This window comes from Leeuwenhoekiella sp. MAR_2009_132, from assembly GCF_000687915.1.
In the GTDB taxonomy this organism is placed as follows: domain Bacteria; phylum Bacteroidota; class Bacteroidia; order Flavobacteriales; family Flavobacteriaceae; genus Leeuwenhoekiella.
The window spans coordinates 1700083-1721220 of the sequence record NZ_JHZY01000004.1; the positions used below are offsets into that span (position 1 = coordinate 1700083).

Annotated in this window: 13 protein-coding genes; 9 read left to right on the forward strand and 4 right to left on the reverse strand. The window is 36.8% G+C overall.

Annotation, left to right across the window (positions count from 1 at the left end):
• Position 1 precedes the first annotated feature (1 nt).
• Together P164_RS15880 and P164_RS15885 are read right to left on the reverse strand one after the other, a co-directional pair.
• On the reverse strand, positions 2-1840 hold the full coding sequence (locus tag P164_RS15880; protein WP_028377313.1) for a sodium:solute symporter family protein: 1839 nt from the start codon (positions 1838-1840) through the stop codon (positions 2-4).
• 13 nt (positions 1841-1853) lie between these two features.
• A complete protein-coding gene (locus P164_RS15885) occupies positions 1854-2891 on the reverse strand; it encodes a glycoside hydrolase family 26 protein (RefSeq protein ID WP_159106034.1) in 1038 nt (345 codons plus the stop codon).
• 297 nt (positions 2892-3188) lie between these two features.
• Here P164_RS15885 and P164_RS15890 point away from each other — a divergent pair, with 297 nt between their 5' ends.
• From P164_RS15890 to P164_RS15915, 6 genes are all read left to right on the forward strand, one after another.
• Positions 3189-4061, forward strand: a complete 873-nt coding sequence (locus tag P164_RS15890; RefSeq protein ID WP_028377315.1) for an AraC family transcriptional regulator — start codon at positions 3189-3191, stop codon at positions 4059-4061.
• A gap of 31 nt (positions 4062-4092) precedes the next feature.
• A complete protein-coding gene (locus tag P164_RS15895; protein WP_035900160.1) occupies positions 4093-5049 on the forward strand; it encodes a glycoside hydrolase family 5 protein in 957 nt (318 codons plus the stop codon).
• Between the two features lie 298 nt (positions 5050-5347).
• Positions 5348-8533 (forward strand): SusC/RagA family TonB-linked outer membrane protein, encoded by a 3186-nt coding sequence (locus tag P164_RS15900; protein WP_051621381.1) that lies wholly within the window; start codon positions 5348-5350, stop codon positions 8531-8533.
• Between the two features lie 11 nt (positions 8534-8544).
• Positions 8545-10095 carry a RagB/SusD family nutrient uptake outer membrane protein gene (locus tag P164_RS15905; RefSeq protein WP_234405875.1) on the forward strand — a complete coding sequence of 517 codons (1551 nt, stop codon included), beginning with the start codon at positions 8545-8547 and terminating at the stop codon, positions 10093-10095.
• A gap of 12 nt (positions 10096-10107) precedes the next feature.
• On the forward strand, positions 10108-11160 hold the full coding sequence (locus tag P164_RS15910; protein ID WP_051621382.1) for an IPT/TIG domain-containing protein: 1053 nt from the start codon (positions 10108-10110) through the stop codon (positions 11158-11160).
• 81 nt (positions 11161-11241) lie between these two features.
• Positions 11242-12453, forward strand: coding sequence for a glycoside hydrolase family 27 protein (locus P164_RS15915; protein WP_028377318.1), 1212 nt, complete (start codon positions 11242-11244; stop codon positions 12451-12453).
• Between the two features lie 75 nt (positions 12454-12528).
• On the opposite strand, the gene P164_RS15920 is transcribed toward P164_RS15915, so the two are convergent.
• Positions 12529-13866 carry an AGE family epimerase/isomerase gene (locus tag P164_RS15920; RefSeq protein ID WP_028377319.1) on the reverse strand — a complete coding sequence of 446 codons (1338 nt, stop codon included), beginning with the start codon at positions 13864-13866 and terminating at the stop codon, positions 12529-12531.
• A 137-nt stretch (positions 13867-14003) separates the two neighbouring features.
• Between P164_RS15920 and P164_RS15925 the strand changes: the two genes are divergently transcribed.
• From P164_RS15925 to P164_RS15935, 3 genes are read left to right on the forward strand one after another with little or no spacing between them, the layout of a single operon-like run.
• Positions 14004-16499 carry a glycoside hydrolase family 9 protein gene (locus P164_RS15925; protein WP_028377320.1) on the forward strand — a complete coding sequence of 832 codons (2496 nt, stop codon included), beginning with the start codon at positions 14004-14006 and terminating at the stop codon, positions 16497-16499.
• Entirely contained in the window at positions 16496-17473 is a 978-nt protein-coding gene (locus tag P164_RS15930; protein WP_035899932.1) for a glycosyl hydrolase, read from the forward strand. The genes P164_RS15925 and P164_RS15930 overlap by 4 nt, the downstream gene beginning before the upstream one ends.
• On the forward strand, positions 17457-19415 hold the full coding sequence (locus P164_RS15935; protein ID WP_028377321.1) for a hypothetical protein: 1959 nt from the start codon (positions 17457-17459) through the stop codon (positions 19413-19415). Before P164_RS15930 ends, P164_RS15935 begins: the two co-directional genes overlap by 17 nt.
• A 413-nt stretch (positions 19416-19828) precedes the next feature.
• Here P164_RS15935 and P164_RS15940 read toward each other — a convergent pair whose 3' ends face one another.
• Complete coding sequence (locus P164_RS15940) at positions 19829-21043, reverse strand: site-specific integrase (protein WP_028377322.1); 1215 nt, start codon at positions 21041-21043, stop codon at positions 19829-19831.
• Positions 21044-21138 lie beyond the last annotated feature (95 nt).

Below are 21138 nucleotides of genomic sequence, written 5' to 3' on the forward strand. Positions count from 1 at the left end.
TTCAATTGTTGCTAATATTATTTTCAGTTTTAATTTTATCCCACCACGTGCGTTTTAAGATTACCACACATACTACCAATATTAAAACCGATACGATTAGAGATATGTTTTTATGTAAAATGAGATAGAGTGGGATTATTACGAGTAAGGTTTGTGCTACAGTACCTAAAACCACGTTAAACATATCTCTCGTAAAACCTTTATTTCTGGAAAATTGAGGATCTTCTTTTTTAATCTGCTTGTAAATGGGTTTCCAGAATCCCCACGGTTTTGTTTTTTTATAGAAATCCATAAGTACCCGCTCGTTTGTAGGAGGCGCTGAATAGGTTCCTAAAATACTTCCCGCTATAGAAATCAGGAGTATTATAGGGAAGTAATAGAGGTCAAGGGTGTCTGTAAAAATTGGAAAAATCATTGCCGGAATCATTCCTGAAAGCATTCCCCAGAAATAGCCTTCCCCATTAAATCTCCACCAGTGCCATTTTAAAACGTTAGACACTACATAACTACCGTAAAGTGCAGAAACAATCCACTGTAGAATAGAATTCACATCCTGAATAAAAAAACCGAGTATAATACTGATGATCACCACAACAATGCCGCTACTGTAATTCATTTGTTTTACCTTATCATGGCTAGCTTCCGGATTGTAATGCTTTAAATAAATATCATTTACCAGATAAGCCTGAGCGGCATTTAACGTACCGGCAAACGTAGACATGAAAGCGGCAAGCAAGCCCGCCAGTAACAAACCTAATAAGCCTACAGGAATAAATTGCTCAATTGCAGCCGGAAGTATTTTTTCAAAATCAAGAATTCCAGCTGTATAAAGATCAAGGTCGTCGTAAAATAAAATAGCCAGTACAGAGAAGCCACCAACCATTAGGTAACGGGTAGGAATTAGTGCCGCTAACGAAAAGGCACTCATTTTAGCAGCTTCTAGGGGAGATTTTGTGGAGAGAATTTTTTGCATATCGTAGTTGGGTGCGGGTCCGGCAATACTTGCCAAAATACCTTTAAACAGCATGAGCATAAAGAAAATGGTAAATAAAGAGTATCCGTCTGAAGCGATTTTAGTATTTACTTCATCTATTATTCCGGTCCAATCCATATTCAAGTTCCAGTCAAAGAAGGGGTTCATCCAGCCATCTGGAACATTTAACTCGTTTGAACCCATGGCTTGCCAGGCGATTACAGCAATGGCTACAGATGATATGGTCATCACCGTATATTGAAGTACGTCTGTCCACACGATACCAGACATTCCTCCTAAAACGGAATAAAATACCGCAAATAATGTAAAAATAATACCATAGAAGTGAGGAATATAGTTAGGCGGAACGTTAAAAGGGACGTAATTAGAAACGATTTCCCAAGGGATAAAGATTTCAACAAATTTTCCCAGTCCAATAAAGCCATATGCTAGAAAGCCGAGGCAACTTAATATGGCAAAAATAACTATGATGGTATGGGATCTTCTTCCACCTTTACCACTATCAAATCGAAACAAAATCCATTCTGCCCCGGTAGTAACATTAGACCGTCTCAGCCAAACGGAGAGATAAACCATTAGAAAAACCTGATTAAAAACCGGCCATAACCAAGGGATCCAGATACTTTTAAAGCCGTAGACAAAGGTTAGTGTTACCAACCACATCGTACCAGATATGTCAAACATACCCGAAGCATTAGAAAGGCCTAACATATACCAGGGCAAGCTTTTGCCGCCCATTAAGTAGTCATCTTTACTCTTTTGCGCACGCTTACGCAGGGCCAGGCCAATTACTATGGTACCCGTAAGATAAATTAAGATTATAACGATATCCCAACCTTGTAACATTTAGTGCTTTGTTTTAGTAGTTAATTTTTTTTATTTTTTTCAAAAATAGGAGCTCATCAAGCCTTGCAAATTCTTTAAAATCTGGTACTGAAATATCTTCGGGATACACAGAAAAATAATGATCTAATCTTGCATTTCTCCACAGAAGAACCCAAGCTGCACCACTGTTCTCAATGCCCGGGTATAAACTTTTCGTCCACCAGTTAGGTTCAGATCCTGAATTAACATTTCCGGTTTCTGTTAACGCAAAAGGCTTATTTTTTTGAATAGCTTTTTCTTTGAGGATAGCAAGGTTTTTTTGAATGTTATTTATAAAAGCTTCCCTACCACCATAGTTATAGATATCAACACCCAGAATGTCAACAAAATCATCGCCGGGATAGTACAAATCAAACTCTTCGGAAGATTGCATAATATTAGGGGCATAAGCATACAGTAGATTTGTCACTCCGTTTTGCTTTAATAAATAAAACGTTTCGCGCCATAATTCTTTATATTCTTCTGGAGTACAGTTACCTTCTCCCCACCAAAACCAATTACCATTCATTTCATGAAAAGGTCTAAATACAACTGGAATAGGAGTTCCTTTAGATGTCTTTAACGATTTAAAAAAAGTGGAGAGTCTGGCTACCCAACTTTCATATTTTGAGCGTTCTGAGCCGCCTTTGAGTATTGTTTTAACTACCGAAGTAGTGTCCCAAGATGTACCCATTGATTTAGGATTGTCTGCGTGCCAGCTAAACGTTATAATCGCGCCTTTTTTATTTAATTTTCTAACGTGATTTTTTATAAGATCAAAAGATACTGTATCTAGGTTTGAAGAGGCACCTAATTCTATATGTCCCAAATCAAATCCATGAATTGCAGGCATTTTGCCACTAACCTCTTTAATATCACTCTTTAGCTTAGAAGTTGCTGTTTTCATTTTCCAGTTTATACCGTACATAGTTGCGTCTTGCTGACCAAATGCGATCCCTTTATTGGGTATCTCGCGAATTCTTTCAAAAAGGATTTTAGTTTGTAACTCTGCATTCTTATCAGCTAATTGCAACTGGTTAAAGTTGGTACTAGAAAGACTTGAACATGAAGTTAGGTGTAAAATACTTAAAATTAATACTGTTATTTTGTAAAAATATTGCATTTAAGAAGTGATATAAGGTTAAAAAAAGACAATATATTATAGAGTTGTTTCAGCTCTTAAAATATTTTTCTTAAAATTGTTGCTGATTATATTTTAATTATATTTTCTTTAAAAAGTTAAGAAAAACCAAAATTAAACTCAATTCTATTAGGGAATTAATAGGATATTGTCATTTCTTAATAAAATAAATTCTAAAAATTTCACAGAATGCAAAAAGATGTACATAGAGAGATTACACCATTGTCCCCTGAGGATAGTTTCCTTGTATTCGACAGAATAAAAGACGATTTTGATTTTCCAATTCATTTTCATCCTGAGTTTGAACTCAATTTTATTTTAAACGGCAAAGGAGTGCGGCGTATCGTTGGAGACAATTTGAATGAAATTGAGAATGTTGAGTTGGTTTTGGTGGGTCCCAACTTACAACACGGTTGGGAGATTCATAACTGTACAAATGATAAGATACACGAGATAACCATACAATTTCATAATGATCTTTTTGATGAGAGACTTTTAGGGAGAAGAATTATGAAACCGATTAAAGATATGTTTGAACGTTCAGCCCATGGAATTTTGTTCTCACAAAAAATAGCAGACGAAATAAAGCCAAAAATTTTACGCTTATCCAAAATTGACAGTATTGATTACTTTTTAGAACTTATTTCTATTCTTCATGATCTTGCAAATTCGAGAAATCAACAAATACTTTCGACCTATACCAGCGAAAACAAAAATTTTGAGAATAGTGATAAAATTAAAAAGATTTATGAATACGTGCAGGCAAACTACCAGAATAAGATAAGTTTAAAAGAGATATCAGAATTAGTAAATATGAGCGCGGTTTCGTTCAATCGATTTATTAAAAAGAGAACAGGCAAAACATTTATTGACTACGTTAATGATACACGAATAGGCTTCGCTTCTAGGTGGTTAATTGAAAAAGAGCTTAGTATTGCAGAGATTGCCTTTAAATGTGGGTTTAATAATATTGCAAATTTTAATAGGGTTTTTAAAAAAACAAAAAACTGTACTCCCAGTCAATATAGAAGTGAGTTTAGTGGGATTAAAAGAGTTTTATAGCCTTAGATTCTTTAAAATAAATAATAAAAAAATGAGGTTTTATCTTTTAATTACGTTTTTCATCATAGGTTCTTATTCGTACTCTCAAAATATTTCAGACCCGGTTCAAAAACATGGGAAGTTAGCCTTTGAAGGTCACGTACTTAAAGATGAGCATGGTAAAGTAGTTCGTTTAAAAGGGATGTCCCTATTTTGGAGTCAATGGCAACCTCAGTTTTATACTGCACAGTCTGTAAAACTTTTAAAGGAATCCTGGGGCGTTACGGTAGTAAGAGCCGCAATGGGCATTGAGAACGGTGGTTACTTGAAAAATCCTGAAATAGAAAAAGCAAAAGTTTATCGAGTTATAGATGCTGCTATTGCAAACGGAATTTACGTGATTGTAGATTGGCATGATCATCATGCTGAAGATCATTTAAGTGAATCTCGTGGTTTTTTTGAAGAGGTAAGCCGCAAATATGGAAGTTACCCAAATATTATTTATGAAATTTATAATGAGCCATTAGCGGTTTCTTGGAAAAATGTCTTAAAACCTTATCACGAGAGTGTTATTGCTCAAATAAGAATGAATGATCCAGATAATATTATTGTCTGTGGTACGCCCCAATGGTCTCAAAATGTTTTAGAAGCTTCTCAAAACCCTATTAAGGAGTTTAATATCGCCTACACCTTGCATTTTTATGCAGGCACACACAAAGAGGAGCTGAGAAATGAAGCCAAATTAGCTATAGAAAAGGGGCTTCCCATTTTTGTAACAGAGTTTGGTACTACCAATGCAGATGGAGATGGAAAGGTTTTTTATAAGGAAACAAAAAAGTGGCTACGCTTTATGAAAAAAAATGATCTTTCCTGGTGCAACTGGTCTTTAGCTGATAAAAGGGAGGCTTCGGCGGCTTTAAAGCAGGGAATTGAGCCTGATCATATTGATTCATCCGAGAATCTCTCAGACTCAGGTAAGTTTCTTTTGAAAATTCTCCATAAAGGTTAGCTAATTCACAGGAAACTCACTTGGATTTTAAAAATTTCCTTTAGATGTTTCAAATTCTCAATAATAAGAGATATTTATTGATTAATTGTCAAAATTACATTTAATATACTTGAAGTTTAGCATTTTATCGAAAAAATAACATTATTAAATGATAAAATACTATTAACAAAAACTTAACCTTCCTTCTAATTTTGATATTCAAATAATTTCGGCTAATAATTATTAAAGTCGTAATTAATTACTAGCAATCTTATTAAAGCCTCAATTATTAAAAATCAATCATACAATTTAATTTAAAATGCAAGAAAAACTATTCAAACGTAAAGACGGTATTTATCGCAAAGGCAAGATGCTCACTTTTGCATTCCTTTGCCTTTTATCTCAAGTAGGTTGGGCGCAACAAATTGTGGTTAAAGGAACCGTAACAGATCAAAGTGGCACCCCTCTTCTGGGTGTTAATGTTATTCAGAAGAACACAAGTAATGGGACTGCAACAGATTTCGATGGAAACTATCAGATTACTGCGCCCCAAGATGCAGTCTTAGTATTTAGTTTTCTGGGCTTTGAAACTCAAGAAGTGACAATTGGAGATAGACAGACAATTAATGTAAGTATGTATGAAGACTCTGAAAGTCTAGAGGAAGTTGTGCTTATTGGTTATGGAACTCAGCAAAGACAAGATGTAAACGGTTCTGTGTCTAGTATAGAAGCTGACGAGATAGAAAATATTCCTCAGGTAAGTATAGATCAGCTTATGCAGGGCAGAGCTGCCGGTGTTACCGTTAGTCAAAACTCGGGTAAGCCTGGAAGTGCGGTATCTGTAAGAATTAGAGGTATTACTTCAATAACCGGTAATAATGAACCTTTATATGTTATTGATGGGGTTCCAATATCTGGGGATTCTAGAAATACAAGTACGAGTGGCCGCACTGCTGCTTCAGATTTTGGGGGTAGTGGTCAAACAGGAACCAGCCCACTTGCAGGATTAAACCCAAGTGATATAGAGTCTGTAGATATTCTTAAAGATGCTTCAGCTACTGCCATTTACGGATCTAGAGGCGCAAACGGTGTAGTAATAATAAAAACCAAAAATGGTAGCCGTAACAAAGAAGGTTCGTTTAAGTACAACACCTATTATGCATTGCAAGAACCACAGAAGCTTTTAGATGTTATGAATCTTCAAACCTATGCAAGATTACAAAATGCCTTGGCTGTAGAATATGATACTGAACCACGGGTAGAATTTACAACGATTGAAAATCTTGGAGAAGGTACTGATTGGCAAGATGAAGTTTTTCAACAGGCAATTTTAAAGAGCCATCAGGTATCGTATTCGCAAGGGAATGAAAAGATAAACTATTTGATTTCTGGGAGTTACCTAGATCAGGAAGGTACCGTAATAGGTTCTGGATTTGAGAGAATGACTGTAAGAACAAACGTAGACGGTAAGCTTAAAGAGTGGTTAAAAGTTGGCGCAAACGTTACCGCAAGTAGAACTGATGAGAGAATTACCTTAAATAGTAATAGGAACGGAATCGTAAGTCTAGGTTTACTTCAAGCTCCAGATGTTGCAGTAAGAAATCCTGATGGTACATTTGCAGGCCCCCCTGATGAACCAGGCGCAGTTGAAGGAAGTATCAATCCGGTTGCCCTGGCATTGGAACGAAGTAATAATTTAATTACGTATAACGTTTTAGGTAACTTTTATTCAGAATTCACTCTTTTAGAAGGGTTAACTTTTAGAAATGAAATAGGAGGTAACCTAACTTTTGGGACTAACTCTCAATTTACACCTACCTATGAATGGGGAAGGTTTGTTAATGAGAATGCGACCCTATTTGAAAAAAGAGAGAAAAGTTATTTTTGGATTGTTAAAAACTATTTTAATTACTCAAAAACCTTTAATGAGATTCATAATGTTTCATTTTTACTAGGCCAGGAAGCTCAGGAATCTTCTTGGGAAGGTATTCAAGCTCAGGGTCAGGGTTTTGTAAACAATGATATTCAAACTTTGAATAATGCCAATTCTATTGTAAGTTATGATGCGTATCAAGGTAGTACTTCTCTTAGTTCTTATTTTGGTAGAGCAAACTATTCGTACAATAACAAGTACAGTATAACAGCTACCCTTAGAGCCGATGGTTCTTCAAAATTTGATCCCCAAGGAGATAAACAGTGGGGTTATTTCCCTTCATTTGCAGGATCTTGGAAAGTGTCAAGTGAGCCTTGGATGGAAAGTATTAATCAAACAATAGATAATGTAAGGTTTAAGGCAGGTTATGGTGTGGTTGGTAATCAAGGTATTCCAAATTACCTTTACGGCTCAAGCTTAAACAACACCCCTACAGGAATAGGATTGGGATATTTGGTAAATAATATTCCAAACCCTGATCTTAAATGGGAAGAAACAAGACAAACGAACTTGGGCTTAGAATTTACTTTATTAGATAACAGACTTAACGCTACTATTGAAGTATATAATAAAAATTCTAAAGATTTCTTATATCAGTTACCTTTACCTATTTACTTAACAGGTCCTGATAACTACCTAGGCGGTATTGCTGCACCTTATGTTAACCTTGGGGAAATGAACAATAAAGGGATTGATGTAACTTTAGGTTATACAACTCTTAAAACCAAAGATTTTACGTGGTCTACTAACATTAACATATCTCACTATAAAAACGAAGTAACTTCCTTATATAATGAGAGTCTTGAAGTGCTAAGATCTGTAACTACTGGCTTCTTATCATCACCTATCACAAGAACCGTTGAAGGTGAACCTATCGGACAATACTGGGGTTATAAAGTAAAAGGGATCTTCAGAACAGCAGAAGATCTTAGTGGTGCACCTATACAATTCGGTATACCCTTCTCTGAAGAACAAGGTGACAATAGCCTGGGAGATATTCAATATGTAGATGTTAATAATGACGGTGTTATTGATGAAAGAGACCGAACCTATATTGGTAATCCTCATCCAGATTTTACATTTGGCTTTACAAACAGTTTTAGCTATAAAAATTTTGATTTAAGTGTTTTCCTTCAGGGATCTGTGGGTAATGACCTTTTAAACTTAACAAGAAAAGAAACTGTAGGACTTGCCAGATTATATACAAATCAGTTAGACGTAGCTCAAGATTTTTATACGCCAGATAATATAGAATCGGCATTTCCTAGACCACGCAGAGGTGATGATAATCAAAATTTATTTATATCAGACCGTTATGTTGAAGACGGTTCTTATTTGAGAATACAAAACATTAGTTTAGGATATAATATTCCGAAAGATATCTCTGAAAAATTTTATCTATCTAACCTTAAAATTTACGGCACGATACAAAACCTGTATACTTTTACGAATTACTCAGGATATGATCCTGAGGTGGGTTCCTTTAATGGAGATGCACTACAAATGGGTGTTGATAGAGGAAGATATCCTTCTCCTAGAACGTTCACACTTGGGTTAAATGTTGAATTTTAAATAAAATGAAAATGAAAAATATAAAAATAAATAGATTACTATTATTTAGTGTGTCGATTTTTATGCTCTTTTCCTGTAGTGAGGAATTCTTACAAAGACCTCCAGAAGATGGTATAGCTTTAGATAATTTTTACTCAAGTGAAGAAGAACTTATCGCTAATACAAACAGTCTTTATGGGTCAGTTTGGTTTAATTTTAATACTAAGGCTTTTTGGTCTATTACGGAACTGAGCTCAGGTAATGCCAGAACGTATTCTGGAGATGTTGTAAACTTTTTCAACTTCTCAATAACTGGTGATAATACGGTATTAGCAGATGGCTGGAGTTCTTTATGGGGAGTTGTTGCTCAATCTAATGCAATAATTAATTATACTGAGAGTAGAGTTAGCGGAGATGTTCCTCAAGCTGCAGTCAACAATACGATTGGGGAAGCTCATTTCATGAGGGCAGTATCTTATTTTTATCTGACTAGAATCTGGGGGCCTGTGCCAATAATTGAAAATAACCTTAGCTATGTTTACGACCCTCAAATACCTACCAATAGAGTCGAAGATATTTACGAACTAATAGAGAGAGATCTTCAGTTTGCTATCGATAATTGTTATCCTAAAGTGCGTGGCGGTAACTATCTAGCTAATGCTCATGTATCAAGTGGGTCGGCCAAAGCTATGAAGGCCAAAGTACATCTTTATCAGGAAGAATATGATATGGCAAGACAATTGTCTCAAGAAGTTATTGCAAGCAAAGAGTTTAAATTGCTAGATGATTATGCTGATTTATTTCTTACAGAGTTTAACAATAATGAAGAATCTATAGCAGCAATGCAATGGACTTCGCAAGGTTATGGAGTGGGTAATGCTATGCAGGCATCCTTCGCAATAAGTAGCGCTATTACGGGTACAGGTGACGGTTATGGCGTTATAGGACCCACAATAGATTTGCAAGAGGCATTTGAAGACGGGGATGAAAGACGTAAAGCAACTATAATGCTTGCAAACGACTTTTATCCTAACATTAGAGCTGCAGATGGCGGTTATACAGTGCCAGATGATATTAATGCTCAGAATACAAAAGCAGGTATCAAAAAATATGTTGTAGGTACTCCGGCTGATAATAATGGTAATTCAGCACAACAAGCCGCTTCCAATAATACTTATATTATGAGATATGCAGATGTGTTGCTAATAAATGCGGAAGCTATTCTTGCAGGAGGTAGTTCTACAAGCGATACCCAAGCCTTAGAATCTTTTAATAAAGTACGGTTACGTGCGGGCCTTGGTACTCTTCCTTCGATTACCCTTGATAACATATTACATGAAAGAAGGGTAGAATTTGCAATTGAAGGGGATTACTGGTTTGATTTAGGAAGAATCGATCGCCAAAAAGCTATTACTATAATTAGTAATCAGGAAAGAGGTACCTATAGTAACGATTCTCCACCAGTGGTTTTTTCTGAAATGTACACTCCGGAAGCAAACGATTTTACATTGCCTTATCCGGCTACAGATGTGGCTCTGAATCCAAGATTGCTAGAAGATCCTGTTCCATATGAATTTAATTAAAAAATTGTGATAATGATGAATTTTAAAATTTTAAATCAAGGTAATTGCACCTTATTCTTGATGACGCTTCTTTTCGTAGGCGCCCTCACATCTTGTCAACCAGATGACACTGGGGGGGGGGCTGAGTCAAGTGGACCTCCTTCTATTGAAAGTGTAGCACTTACAGCAAAAGATTCTACTACAACAGTAGGTCTTCGCCAAAACTCGTATACGATTTATGGCAATAATCTGGGCACAACTCAAGAGGTCTATTTTAATGGCACCAAGGCTTATTTTAACCCTACTCTAGTTACTAATAATGTTATAATTACAAGTATACCGGAAGATGCACCTTATTTTGATGCAAGTGATGAGCTTCGGGTAGTAACTTCTAAAGGTGAGGCAACAATACCTTTTTCCATAGAGCAGCCTGCTCCTAAAATAATTTCTTTTGCTCCTTTAGCTGCTAGTGCTGGAGATATTGTGACTATAAAAGGAGAAATATTTGAAGGTTTAGAATCTGTACGCTTTGGAGACACCGAGGCAGAAATTGTTTCTTCCACTACAACAGAAATTCAAGTAAGGGTGCCTGAAGGTGTTGTACAGGCTTTTCTATTTGTTGAAACAGCAGGAGGAGTATCTCAAAGTACCCAGTCTTTTGGTTTTAAATTTGTCATTTACGATGATGCACTAGCCGATAGCTGGTGGATAGGTGGATGGGCCGGTACTCAAGATTTTGAAAATACAGAACGAGTTAAACGAGGGGATTTTTCAATAAAGAGAACCTATGAAGGGGGTTATTCTGGTTTTCAAATTGGGAACGGAGGAGCAACTATAGATCTAAGTACTATGTCAGCAGTTAAAGTGTCTATTTATGGAGGCGAGGGTATAAATGATGTCAAAATAGTTCTTAATGGTAATGATGGCGTTGGTAAAGTGATTACGATAGAAGAAGGAGTATGGAATGACTTTACGATTCCACTTTCTGAATTAGGATCTCCAGCCGTCTTAACAGAATTTTGGGTTCAAGAGTTTAGCGGCACAGTACCTGCCGTTGTCTATATTGACGATTTAGGTTTGATTTAGCAATTTGTTTTTAACAAGAATGTTTCATGTTTGTTCCCTGTTTAAGAAATTAGGCAGGGAACAATTTTTTAAATAAATACTATGAATAAATATCTTCTTTTTTTATTCTGTGTCGTAAGTACCGGCATAGGCCAAGCTAAAGCCCAAAAATTTAAGGATGTCGCTCAAACTCCTCCTATGGGTTGGAATAGCTGGAACAAATTTGCCTGCGATATAAATGAGCAGGTCATTAAGGAGGCTGCAGATGCCCTTGTCTCAAGCGGAATGCAAGCCGCAGGTTATGAGTATATCGTAATTGACGACTGTTGGCACGGGAAAAGGGATGAAAACGGATTTATACATGCTGATAAAGAAAAATTCCCCTCAGGAATAAAATCCTTGGTAGATTATATACACAATAAAGGTTTAAAATTTGGAATTTATTCAGATGCCGGTACAGAAACGTGTGGCGGAGAGCCCGGAAGTCGGGGTCATGAGTATCAGGATGCCATCACTTATGCCAAATGGGGAGTCGATTATCTAAAGTACGATTGGTGCAATACGGGTAAACAAAATGCCCAAGCATCCTACACAACAATGAGAAACGCACTTTATGAGGCAGGCAGACCTGTTTTATTTGCAATATGTGAGTGGGGTGACAATAAACCGTGGGAATGGGCAGAAGATATAGGACATATGTGGAGAACGACAGGTGATATCTACCCATGTTGGGATTGCGAAGAAGACCATGGGGATTGGTCATCTTGGGGCGTACTCAAAATTCTTGATATGCAAGATGGGCTGCGAAAATATGCGGGTCCCGGTCACTGGAATGATCCTGATATGATGGAAGTGGGTAATGGAATGACTGTTAATGAAGACCGTGCCCATTTTACAATGTGGTCTATGCTATCAGCACCACTAATAGCGGGCAATGATTTAGCAGATATGAGTGCAGAAACGGTTGCTATTCTTACTAATAAAGATATGATAGCTATCAATCAGGATTCTTTAGGAATCCAAGGCTTCAAATACAGCAGTAAAGATGGACTTGAAACGTGGTTTAAGCCTCTTAAAAACGGAGACTGGGCTGTAACGTTCTTAAACCGGGCAGATCGTGAACATCAAGTAAATTTCAACTGGGAAGATCATCAAATAAAAGATCCTGATTTTGAATATAGTGTTGATTTTAAAAATACCCTGTTTTCTTTAAAAGATGTATGGGCGCAGAAAGACCTAAAAACAACAAAGAGTTCCTTTAATGCAGTAGTTGCACCACACGATGTGATCACACTGCAGTTAACTAAAAAATAGAGTAAACATATTTCAAAAAAACAGGGTAAATACATCAATGTATTTGCCCTGTTTTTTTGAAAATACTTTTATTGCTTATTTTTCTAAGTTTTTTAAGCAATTGATAAGTGCTCTAAAGTTGTGATAATTAGCTTTCCAAATATGGCCTTTTAGATCGTCTTTCGTTTCCGGTTTATTGTCTTGGCCCCATTCATACCAACCTCCAAAGCGATCATCCATGAAAAATGTGTTCACATACTCCCATAATTGATTGAAGTAAATCCCGTAGTGGTGGCTGTCATTTGGAAAATAGTGTTGCATAATCAGGAGTGTATTTAATCCTTCAGCTTGTGACCACCAGTTTTTATCTGAATTCACGATGGTTAACGACTTATCTTCCCCAAAATAATACCCACCGTCATAAAAGCCTCCAAATTCGGGGTCCCAACCATTTTCAAGAGCATGGTCTACCATCATTTTGCCTTTTAATAACGTTTTTTCGATATCCTTACGCTCCAGTATTTCAGAAGCTTCTAGCATTAGGTACGCGATTTCTACATCGTGACCAAACGAAACATGATCTAGATAATAATGTTTTTTTATAATCTCTTTTGTTTCCTCATTAAAAGATACAGGAGTCCAGTCTGCCTCAAAGAAGAGATTCATATAATATCTTTCACTCACGATAGTATCTCGTATAAGCAATAAGAGTTCTTCCAGTCTTTCGGCAACTAGTTTGTCTGGCCATACTTTATATAATTCTGTAAAAGCTTCCAGTAAATGTATAGAGCTGTTTTGATCTTTATAACCCACATCTGATGTAGAGTCAAAACTTGAGTCTCTTAAAATTGGAGAACCATCTAAGTTTAAAGATTGAAAATAGCCTTTATTTTTTGGATCATGACTGTGCTCTTCAAGCCAGTAAAAGGTTTTTTTTGCAAGATCAAGCGCTTCTTTATTCCCAGAAACCCTGTAGTATGCCGCAAGGCCATACATAGCAAAAGAGTTTCCATAAGCGGTTTTTTCTTCTCCTTTTTTAGCGATAGGTTTTCCTTCTTTGGTAACCAGGTTATGAAACCCACCATATTTAGCATCCCACATGACATCTCTCAAAAATTCGAATCCGTGTGCCGCATAATTTAGGTAGTTCTGCTTATCAGGAAAAAATTCAGCTGCGACCGAGTTGGTCCAGATATGCCGTGCTTGCGTTACGATCATCTTATCGTGTTTTTCCCCTACTTGAAAATCATAGGTAATCTCGCTGTAATATCCCCCGTCTTCCTTGTCTATCACAAGCGGATACCATTTATCGAGTAGGTTTTCTTTGGCATCAACCTTCATTTGAGAAATGATCGCCTCGTTAGCTACTTTTTCCTGAGCAAAAGCGGTAAAAGTAGTTAGACAAAAGAGACTAAAAAAGTGTAGTATTTTCATAACATAATTAATTTCAGTTTAAATATAAAGCAATGTGCACTAGCGCAACCTGTTCTGAAAATATCCTATAGGAAATCGATAAAAAAGTATTAAGTAAGGCATACATTAGAGACCTATTTTTAAGTTTTCGATAATTTATGACACGTATTTTTATTTTTTTCTTATTTTTTTTCGGATTAGCTCAAGTTAGTGCGCAACAATTGGCTGACTCTTCTGCTGTTTTTAAAATTAACAAACAGGAATATCTTGAACGACAAGGTGCTAATGTGATGCTGGCGCACGATTTTTATCCGGAAAGCCATCAGGGCGGAGTAGGTGTCATTCAGAACGGCATACGCGTCGCCACGAATGGTGATCTTAGACTAGAACCAACTCCCGGTCAATGGCAACCGGTTCCCAAAGTAGGAGAGCGACAGGTAGACAGACAAAAACAGGAAATAAGCGTTCACATGAGCTACCCCGACGCTTCGAAAGACCGCAAAGGATTTAACCCTATTATTTACCCAGGTCTGGAGATGGAATATGAACTGAAGGTAACTCCGCAAGGGAAATCTTTTAAAATAACGGTAGATCTTGATAAACCTTTACCGGAAGAATGGGTAGGAAAAGTAGGGATGAATATTGAATTTTTCCCCGGAATTCTTTTTGGAAAATCCTATTACATGGATGAAAAGTTTGGTCTTTTTAATAGGCAAGCTAATGGCCCCGGCACCTTTGCTGAAGAAGGAGAATATCGCCTGCAGTCCATGGCTCAAGGAAAACATCTGGTAATTGCTCCGGGTACTCCGGCACAAACTATTCATATTGAAAATTTAAATTCTCAGGCGGAACTGCGATTATTAGATGGGCGTGCCAGTCACAGCAATGGTTGGTTTATTGTTAGATCGCTGGTTCCCGCCGGAAAAACAAAAAATGCTATAGAATGGCTCATCACGCCTAATACGCTGAAAGATTTTTTATACGATCCGGTAGTACAAATTTCTCAGGTGGGCTACCATCCGGCACAAGAAAAAATAGCCGTAATAGAAACTGATCCCAATGACACCAAAAAACAGGATGCAAAACTGCTACGCATCAATAACGAAGGCGGATATACAGAAGTGGTTTCTAAGAAACCAGAACTTTGGGGGAATTTTCTTCGGTATACCTATTATCAACTAGACTTTAGTGCGATTACAAAACCCGGTATGTATGTGGTTCAATATGGTGACTATACTACCGAAGCTTTTCAGATAACCCAAGAGGTATATCAAAGAGACGTCTGGCAACCCACACTAGAATACTTTTTACCGGTTCAAATGTGCCATATGCGCGTGAACGATCGTTATAAAGTCTGGCACGGACTCTGTCATATGGATGATGCGCGTATGGCTCCTGTAGACTACAATCATTTTGACGGGTATATACAGGGGTTTACAACACTTACAGAATATAAATCAGGAGAACACGTCCCTGAATTAAATAAGGGCGGCTGGCATGATGCAGGAGATTTTGATCTTCGGGTTGAATCTCAGGCAGCTACAGTACAAGGGTTGGCGCATATTTATGAAAATTTCAACATAAACTACGACAATACAAGTATTGATCAAAGTACACGCGTGGTTGAAATCCTTCAGCCAGATGGCAAACCAGATATCTTACAGCAAATTGAGCATGGCGTACTTTCTATAGTGGGAGGGTATACCGCTATGGGTCGTTTTTACCGCGGAATAATAGTTCCTACTAAAAGGCAATATACCTTATTGGGAGATCCTGTAAACCATAGCGATAATATTATTTTTTCCAACACGGAAGCAGATCAGAATATCCCTGTAGGTTTAGCCGGTGCACCTGATGACCGCTGGGTTTTTACAGAAGAAAACCCTGCCAGAGAACTTTCTACTGCCGCTGCCTTAGCTGCAGCAGCACGGGTTTTAAAAAGCTACAATCCAGACCTGGCTGCGCAATGCCTGTCTATTGCAAAAGCCATTTGGGACTCGCACAGTGAGGAAGCTTTTATCCCTAAACTAGAACTGGCAGTAGAACTGTTAAGGTCTACTCAAAATAAAGAATACGCACAATTCCTGATAAAAAACACAGAAGGTATTATTTCTAATATAGAAAACACCGGGTGGATAGTAGGGCCGGCATTACCCTTAATTCAAGAGCCTGCTTTCAAGAAGCGATTGAACACCGCTGTAAAGGCTTATTATCAACAAGTAGTAGACTTAGGTAAAAAAACACCTTATGGAATGCCTTATGAACCAGACATCTGGGGTGCTGGCTGGGGCATTCAGAATTTTGGAATGAAACAATATTATTTTCATACCAGTTATCCTGAAATTTTTCCGAAAGACTATTTGCTTAACGCTCTTAATTTTGTGTTAGGTGCTCATCCCGGCGTAAATACCTCTTCTTTTGCCTCAGGGATAGGTGCACGATCTTTGACTCAAGCTTATGGGATGAATCGAGGGGAGTTTTCGTTTATACCCGGAGGTATTGGTTCGGGAACCGCTTTAATTAGACCCGATTTTCCCGAACTACTGGAGTGGCCTTTCCTTTGGCAGCAAACCGAATATGTGTTGGGAGGAGGAACCACAGATTATATCTTTCTGGTTCTTGCGGCAGATCAGTTTTTAAATGAGCAGCAATGAGAAAAATAATCTGTTTAATAAGTGTAGTGCTTTCTACTGTAGGTTTGGCTCAAACACCGGTAAATGCGTATGCAACTCCGGAAGCAAAGCAGGTATTAGCCTATATAGCTTCTTTAGGTGACAATATTTTATCTGGTCAGCACAGTTACAACGAAGAGCCTGAAAAGTTTTATAAACTGGCTTATGAAATCACTGGGAACTATCCCGCGGTCTGGGGAACAGATTTTTATTGGAATGGTCAAAAGGATCCTGGAGAGCGAATTGTAAAGAATGCTATTCAAAAACATGAAGAGGGAGCACTGGTAACGTTGATGTGGCATGTAGGAAGACCTACAGATAAACCACCCTATAGCTGGAGTGAAAGTGTACAGAATGAATTTAGTGATGAAAATTGGGAACAAGTACTTACTCCCAATACCGCTCTTCATTTGAGATGGCTCAAGCAAGTTGATCATGTGGCTTCATATCTTAAAAAATTGGAAGAAGCAGGAGTGCCGGTCTTGTGGAGGCCTTATCATGAGATGAACGGGGTTTGGTTTTGGTGGGGAAATAAACCGGAGGCCTATAAAAAGCTTTGGAAAATGCTCTACAACCGCTTAACGGAGTACCATCAATTAAATAACTTGATTTGGGTATGGAATGCAAATGCGCCGCGTGATATCCCCTTTGATGAGGCTTTTGCTTATGAGGACTTTTACCCGGGAGCTGAATATGTAGATATACTAGCTACAGATGTGTATCATTATGACTATGAGCAGCGCGATTATGAAGCACTTTTAAAGCTTGCCGCCGGTAAGCCTATAGCGCTCGGGGAAGTGGGAGAATTACCCAAACCTAATATTCTTCAAAAACAACCTAAATGGTCTTGGTTTATGGTGTGGTCTAATTGGCTCGAGACTGCAAATACGGTCAATCGCGTGAAAGAAATCTATAATTACTCAGAAACGATAACAAAAGATGAAATTAAAAAATAAGGTATTGCTAACACTGTTAGTGGTTACAAGTTTTTTTCAAAAAATAACTGCTCAGACCGAATTTGAAACCTGGGGTAACCTTACCGGCATTCGCACAGAGCAAGGCCTGCATGATTTTAATACCAGCCTCGTGCTGGTAAATGAACAAGGATATAAATGGGTCACACGAAAAGAAGGGCAGAAAACCGATTTTAAGAGAGATAACGAGACCAATACATTCAGTTATGAAATGAAAAACATCAGTTGGACTCAAACGCTTAAACCATTAACTACTAATTCCATTCGTGTTAAAATTGATTTTAGCGCTCCAAAAGATACTCTGATTCAGGGTGCTTATTTTAGAATTAAATTACCGGAAGATTTTACAAAAGACACTAGTATTAAAATCACCAATCCAGAATCTATAACTGCTCAGGCGATAAGGGCTGCGTTTGATAATGCATCTTATAAGGCGCCGGTAAAAGCAGTGAATATGCTCACCAAAGAACGCGGCATTCAAGTCACAGCTCAAGAGCAAACCGAATTGATTATTATTACGGGTAAAGATTCTTTAAATCCTGAATTTGAGTTGAATTTTGCCATAGCTACGGGTAATCTTGAAGCGGGTAAGACCTATTCAAACACATTTGATATAGAAGTTAGCGGAGAAACTGATAACTCACCGGTAACTTTAAAGCTCTTTCCGGAACAAGAAGGAAATCCTTTTGACGGGATAGGTGGAAATTTTCGTTTACAAAATCCCAAAGCAGATCCACAGGTTATAGATTATGCTTTAGACAACCTACGTGTCGCCTGGAGCCGGGTAGAATTACCTTGGAAACAATGGCATCCTGATCCTGATAAAAACCCGATGATTGAGGCTAAAAAGGGGAATTTACATCCCAAGGTAAAAGCCTCTTTAGAAATGGCGAAGCGTTTAAATGAACGAGGTATTCCGGTAATCCTGGCGGCCTGGTTTGCTCCTAATTGGGCAATTATTGGGGAACGGGCAGAAGGAGTTAATCTTGACGGCAGCCGTGGAAACCAATTAGATCAGTCTAAAAAAGAAGAAATTTATAATTCGATAACGTCTTACATTCAATTTTTAAAAGAAGAATATGGGGTAGAAGCTGTACTGTTTTCGTTCAATGAATCAGATTTAGGAATCGATGTAAGACAAGCTCCGGAAGAACACGATCAATTGATACGAGAGCTTGGTAGTCATTTCAAAAATGCCGGTTTAAACACAAAATTACTTCTGGGAGATACCGCCGATGCAACAGGATGGGATTTTACCAATCAAGCCTCTATTAACCCGGAATCCTTACCTTTTATAGGGGGTGTTTCTTTTCATTCTTGGCGGGGTTGGTCTCAGGAAAATCTTCTGAAATGGCTTGATATTGCTAATAGAGTCAAAGAGCCGCTTTTTGTAGGAGAAGGGAGTATCGATGCAGGAGCTTGGAGATATCCCCAAATTTTTGAGGAACCTACCTATGCACTTGAAGAAATGCGCATTTACCTGAAGATTATAAAAATGGCGCAGCCTTTGAGTATCCTTCAATGGCAGTTGACCTCAGATTATTCGGTGCTTTCCGGAGGTGGTGTTTATGGTAATGATGACGAGGAAATGCACCCTACTCAGCGTTTCTATAATTTGAAACAATTGGGAACAACTCCAAAGGGTTTAAATGTTCTCCCTCTTGTTTCTGATGATCCGTTAATAACAGCTACAGCGCTGGGTAGTAGCGAAAATTCGCAATATGCGCTACATCTCGTGAATAAAAGCGGTGACAGAGAGATTACCATTTTGGGTATACCTGAAACAATATCTTTTTTTAATATTTATACGACTAACGAGAGTAGTTTTTTTGAAAAGAAGAAGAAAATAAGACCTAAAGACGGAAAAATAAGTTTTAAACTTAATGGAGCGTCATTTGTCTCATTATTTTCAAATGAAGATTAAAAGTAATTCAACTGAATTAACAAATACCTTGAGGATATAAAACAATTTTAATCTGCATATCTGTTATATAAATTATCACCGCTCGAATTATACTTCTAATAATACTTGACTCAGAATTATTAGTTTAATAACACCTTATTATTCTATCCAGACAGAGATTATAGTTATGTTTATGGTTTTTCTATTTTTTAAGGACGAATACAATGAACTTAGGGTTCTTAAAAGGATTATATGTTAGCATTTTAATAAATAAAAAGAGACTTGAATATTATAGAAAGGACAAACTTATACTAATTGCCTAGAGACATTTATAAGGTTTAATGAGACATATAACTTCTTGGGAACTTAACTATATCAGAAGAGAAAATTTATTTAGATGGCTTTTTTTAAAAAGTTGATATTTGGAATTTTCCTTAAAAATTCACTACACTATTAAGTGCATCATCAGCATCTTTATGAATGAAATTGGATTGATAATTTATTGTTGTAGTTAATGAAGAATGGCGATATAGTTTCTGTAACATTTGTATTGGAATTTTATCTTCAGAAATATGTCCAAAACTATGACGTGCAATATGCATAGTTACTTTTTTTTTAATTTTGGCTTTTTTAGCCACCTCCTTTAAATGATAGTTTATATTCTTTGTTGCTGTTTTTGTCTTGGCATATATATCTTTTGAGTTACTAAGGTCAGCAATCTTCATTTCTGGAAATATAAAATCATCATTATTATTTTGAAGCGGTTTATAATAATTAAGGATAGGATGTACCTTTTCTGGCAATTTTAATGAAAGAACCTTGGAGTTCTTATTCATGGTATAATGTAATCTATCATCAAAAATGTCACTCCACTTTATTTTTAATAAATCTGCTATTCTGATACCTGCTAAATAGAAACTAAAAAGCCATATATTTTGAGCATGCTTTTCCTCATTTGTGAGGTTTTCTAAAGATGCAAATGCCTTTATTTCATTAACACTTAATCCAATTTTTTGAGCTTCTGGAATCTTTATTCTAATCTTATCTGCACCAAAAGGATATAGTTTCCTGTCAACAATCCTCGACTTAATAGCTCTGTTGTAGATGGTTCTGATGACAATAAGGTTATTAACTATAGATCTTTCTGAAAGGTTAATTTTACTTTTAAGATAAATTTTAAATTTTCTGAGAAAAGCTTCATCAATTTCCTCAAACGTCAGTTGTTTTGAGTTATGGAAATTGATTACGTGATTAACCCGTACCTTATCTGCTGATAACTGTGCAAGCTTTTTATTTTGATCCAACTCAAATAGAAACTCCTGAGCTACTTCATAAAAATTCTTTGTCTTTGAATTCGAGTAAAGCTCTTTTTTAATCTGATTTGCTGATAAATCCATATTGTTTGACTGTAGGTTTACCAAAGTTCGATTTGCTTCTAATAGTCTAGTTGTGATCAAATTGTTAAGTTGTGCAGCATTAGGGTTTGATTTTCTAACTTTTAAGTTTTTTTCATCCCAATCTTTTAGATTGATATAATGACCAATATAATGATAGGTGGACCGTCTGTTTTTAGTTATTCTAATAGCTAGAGGATAAAGTCCTTCTTTATTCGATTTCTTTCGTATAACTATTTTGGTGTTTGAAGTCATATTTTTATAATTTATAGCAATAAAGATATAAAATACAGGTACAACATAGGTACAACTAAATTTACTTTTTAATGATATTTAATAAAACCATAATT

What these genes read in the sequence shown, in the direction of transcription:
- P164_RS15880 (WP_028377313.1), bottom strand. Translation starts at nt 1,840, where the DNA reads ATGTTACAAGGTTGGGATATCGTTATAATCTTAATTTATCTTACGGGT.
- P164_RS15890 (WP_028377315.1), top strand. Translation starts at nt 3,189, where the DNA reads ATGCAAAAAGATGTACATAGAGAGATTACACCATTGTCCCCTGAGGAT.
- P164_RS15895 (WP_035900160.1), top strand. Translation starts at nt 4,093, where the DNA reads ATGAGGTTTTATCTTTTAATTACGTTTTTCATCATAGGTTCTTATTCG.
- P164_RS15900 (WP_051621381.1), top strand. Translation starts at nt 5,348, where the DNA reads ATGCAAGAAAAACTATTCAAACGTAAAGACGGTATTTATCGCAAAGGC.
- P164_RS15905 (WP_234405875.1), top strand. Translation starts at nt 8,545, where the DNA reads ATGAAAAATATAAAAATAAATAGATTACTATTATTTAGTGTGTCGATT.
- P164_RS15910 (WP_051621382.1), top strand. Translation starts at nt 10,108, where the DNA reads ATGATGAATTTTAAAATTTTAAATCAAGGTAATTGCACCTTATTCTTG.
- P164_RS15915 (WP_028377318.1), top strand. Translation starts at nt 11,242, where the DNA reads ATGAATAAATATCTTCTTTTTTTATTCTGTGTCGTAAGTACCGGCATA.
- P164_RS15920 (WP_028377319.1), bottom strand. Translation starts at nt 13,866, where the DNA reads ATGAAAATACTACACTTTTTTAGTCTCTTTTGTCTAACTACTTTTACC.
- P164_RS15925 (WP_028377320.1), top strand. Translation starts at nt 14,004, where the DNA reads ATGACACGTATTTTTATTTTTTTCTTATTTTTTTTCGGATTAGCTCAA.
- P164_RS15930 (WP_035899932.1), top strand. Translation starts at nt 16,496, where the DNA reads ATGAGAAAAATAATCTGTTTAATAAGTGTAGTGCTTTCTACTGTAGGT.
- P164_RS15935 (WP_028377321.1), top strand. Translation starts at nt 17,457, where the DNA reads ATGAAATTAAAAAATAAGGTATTGCTAACACTGTTAGTGGTTACAAGT.
- P164_RS15940 (WP_028377322.1), bottom strand. Translation starts at nt 21,043, where the DNA reads ATGACTTCAAACACCAAAATAGTTATACGAAAGAAATCGAATAAAGAA.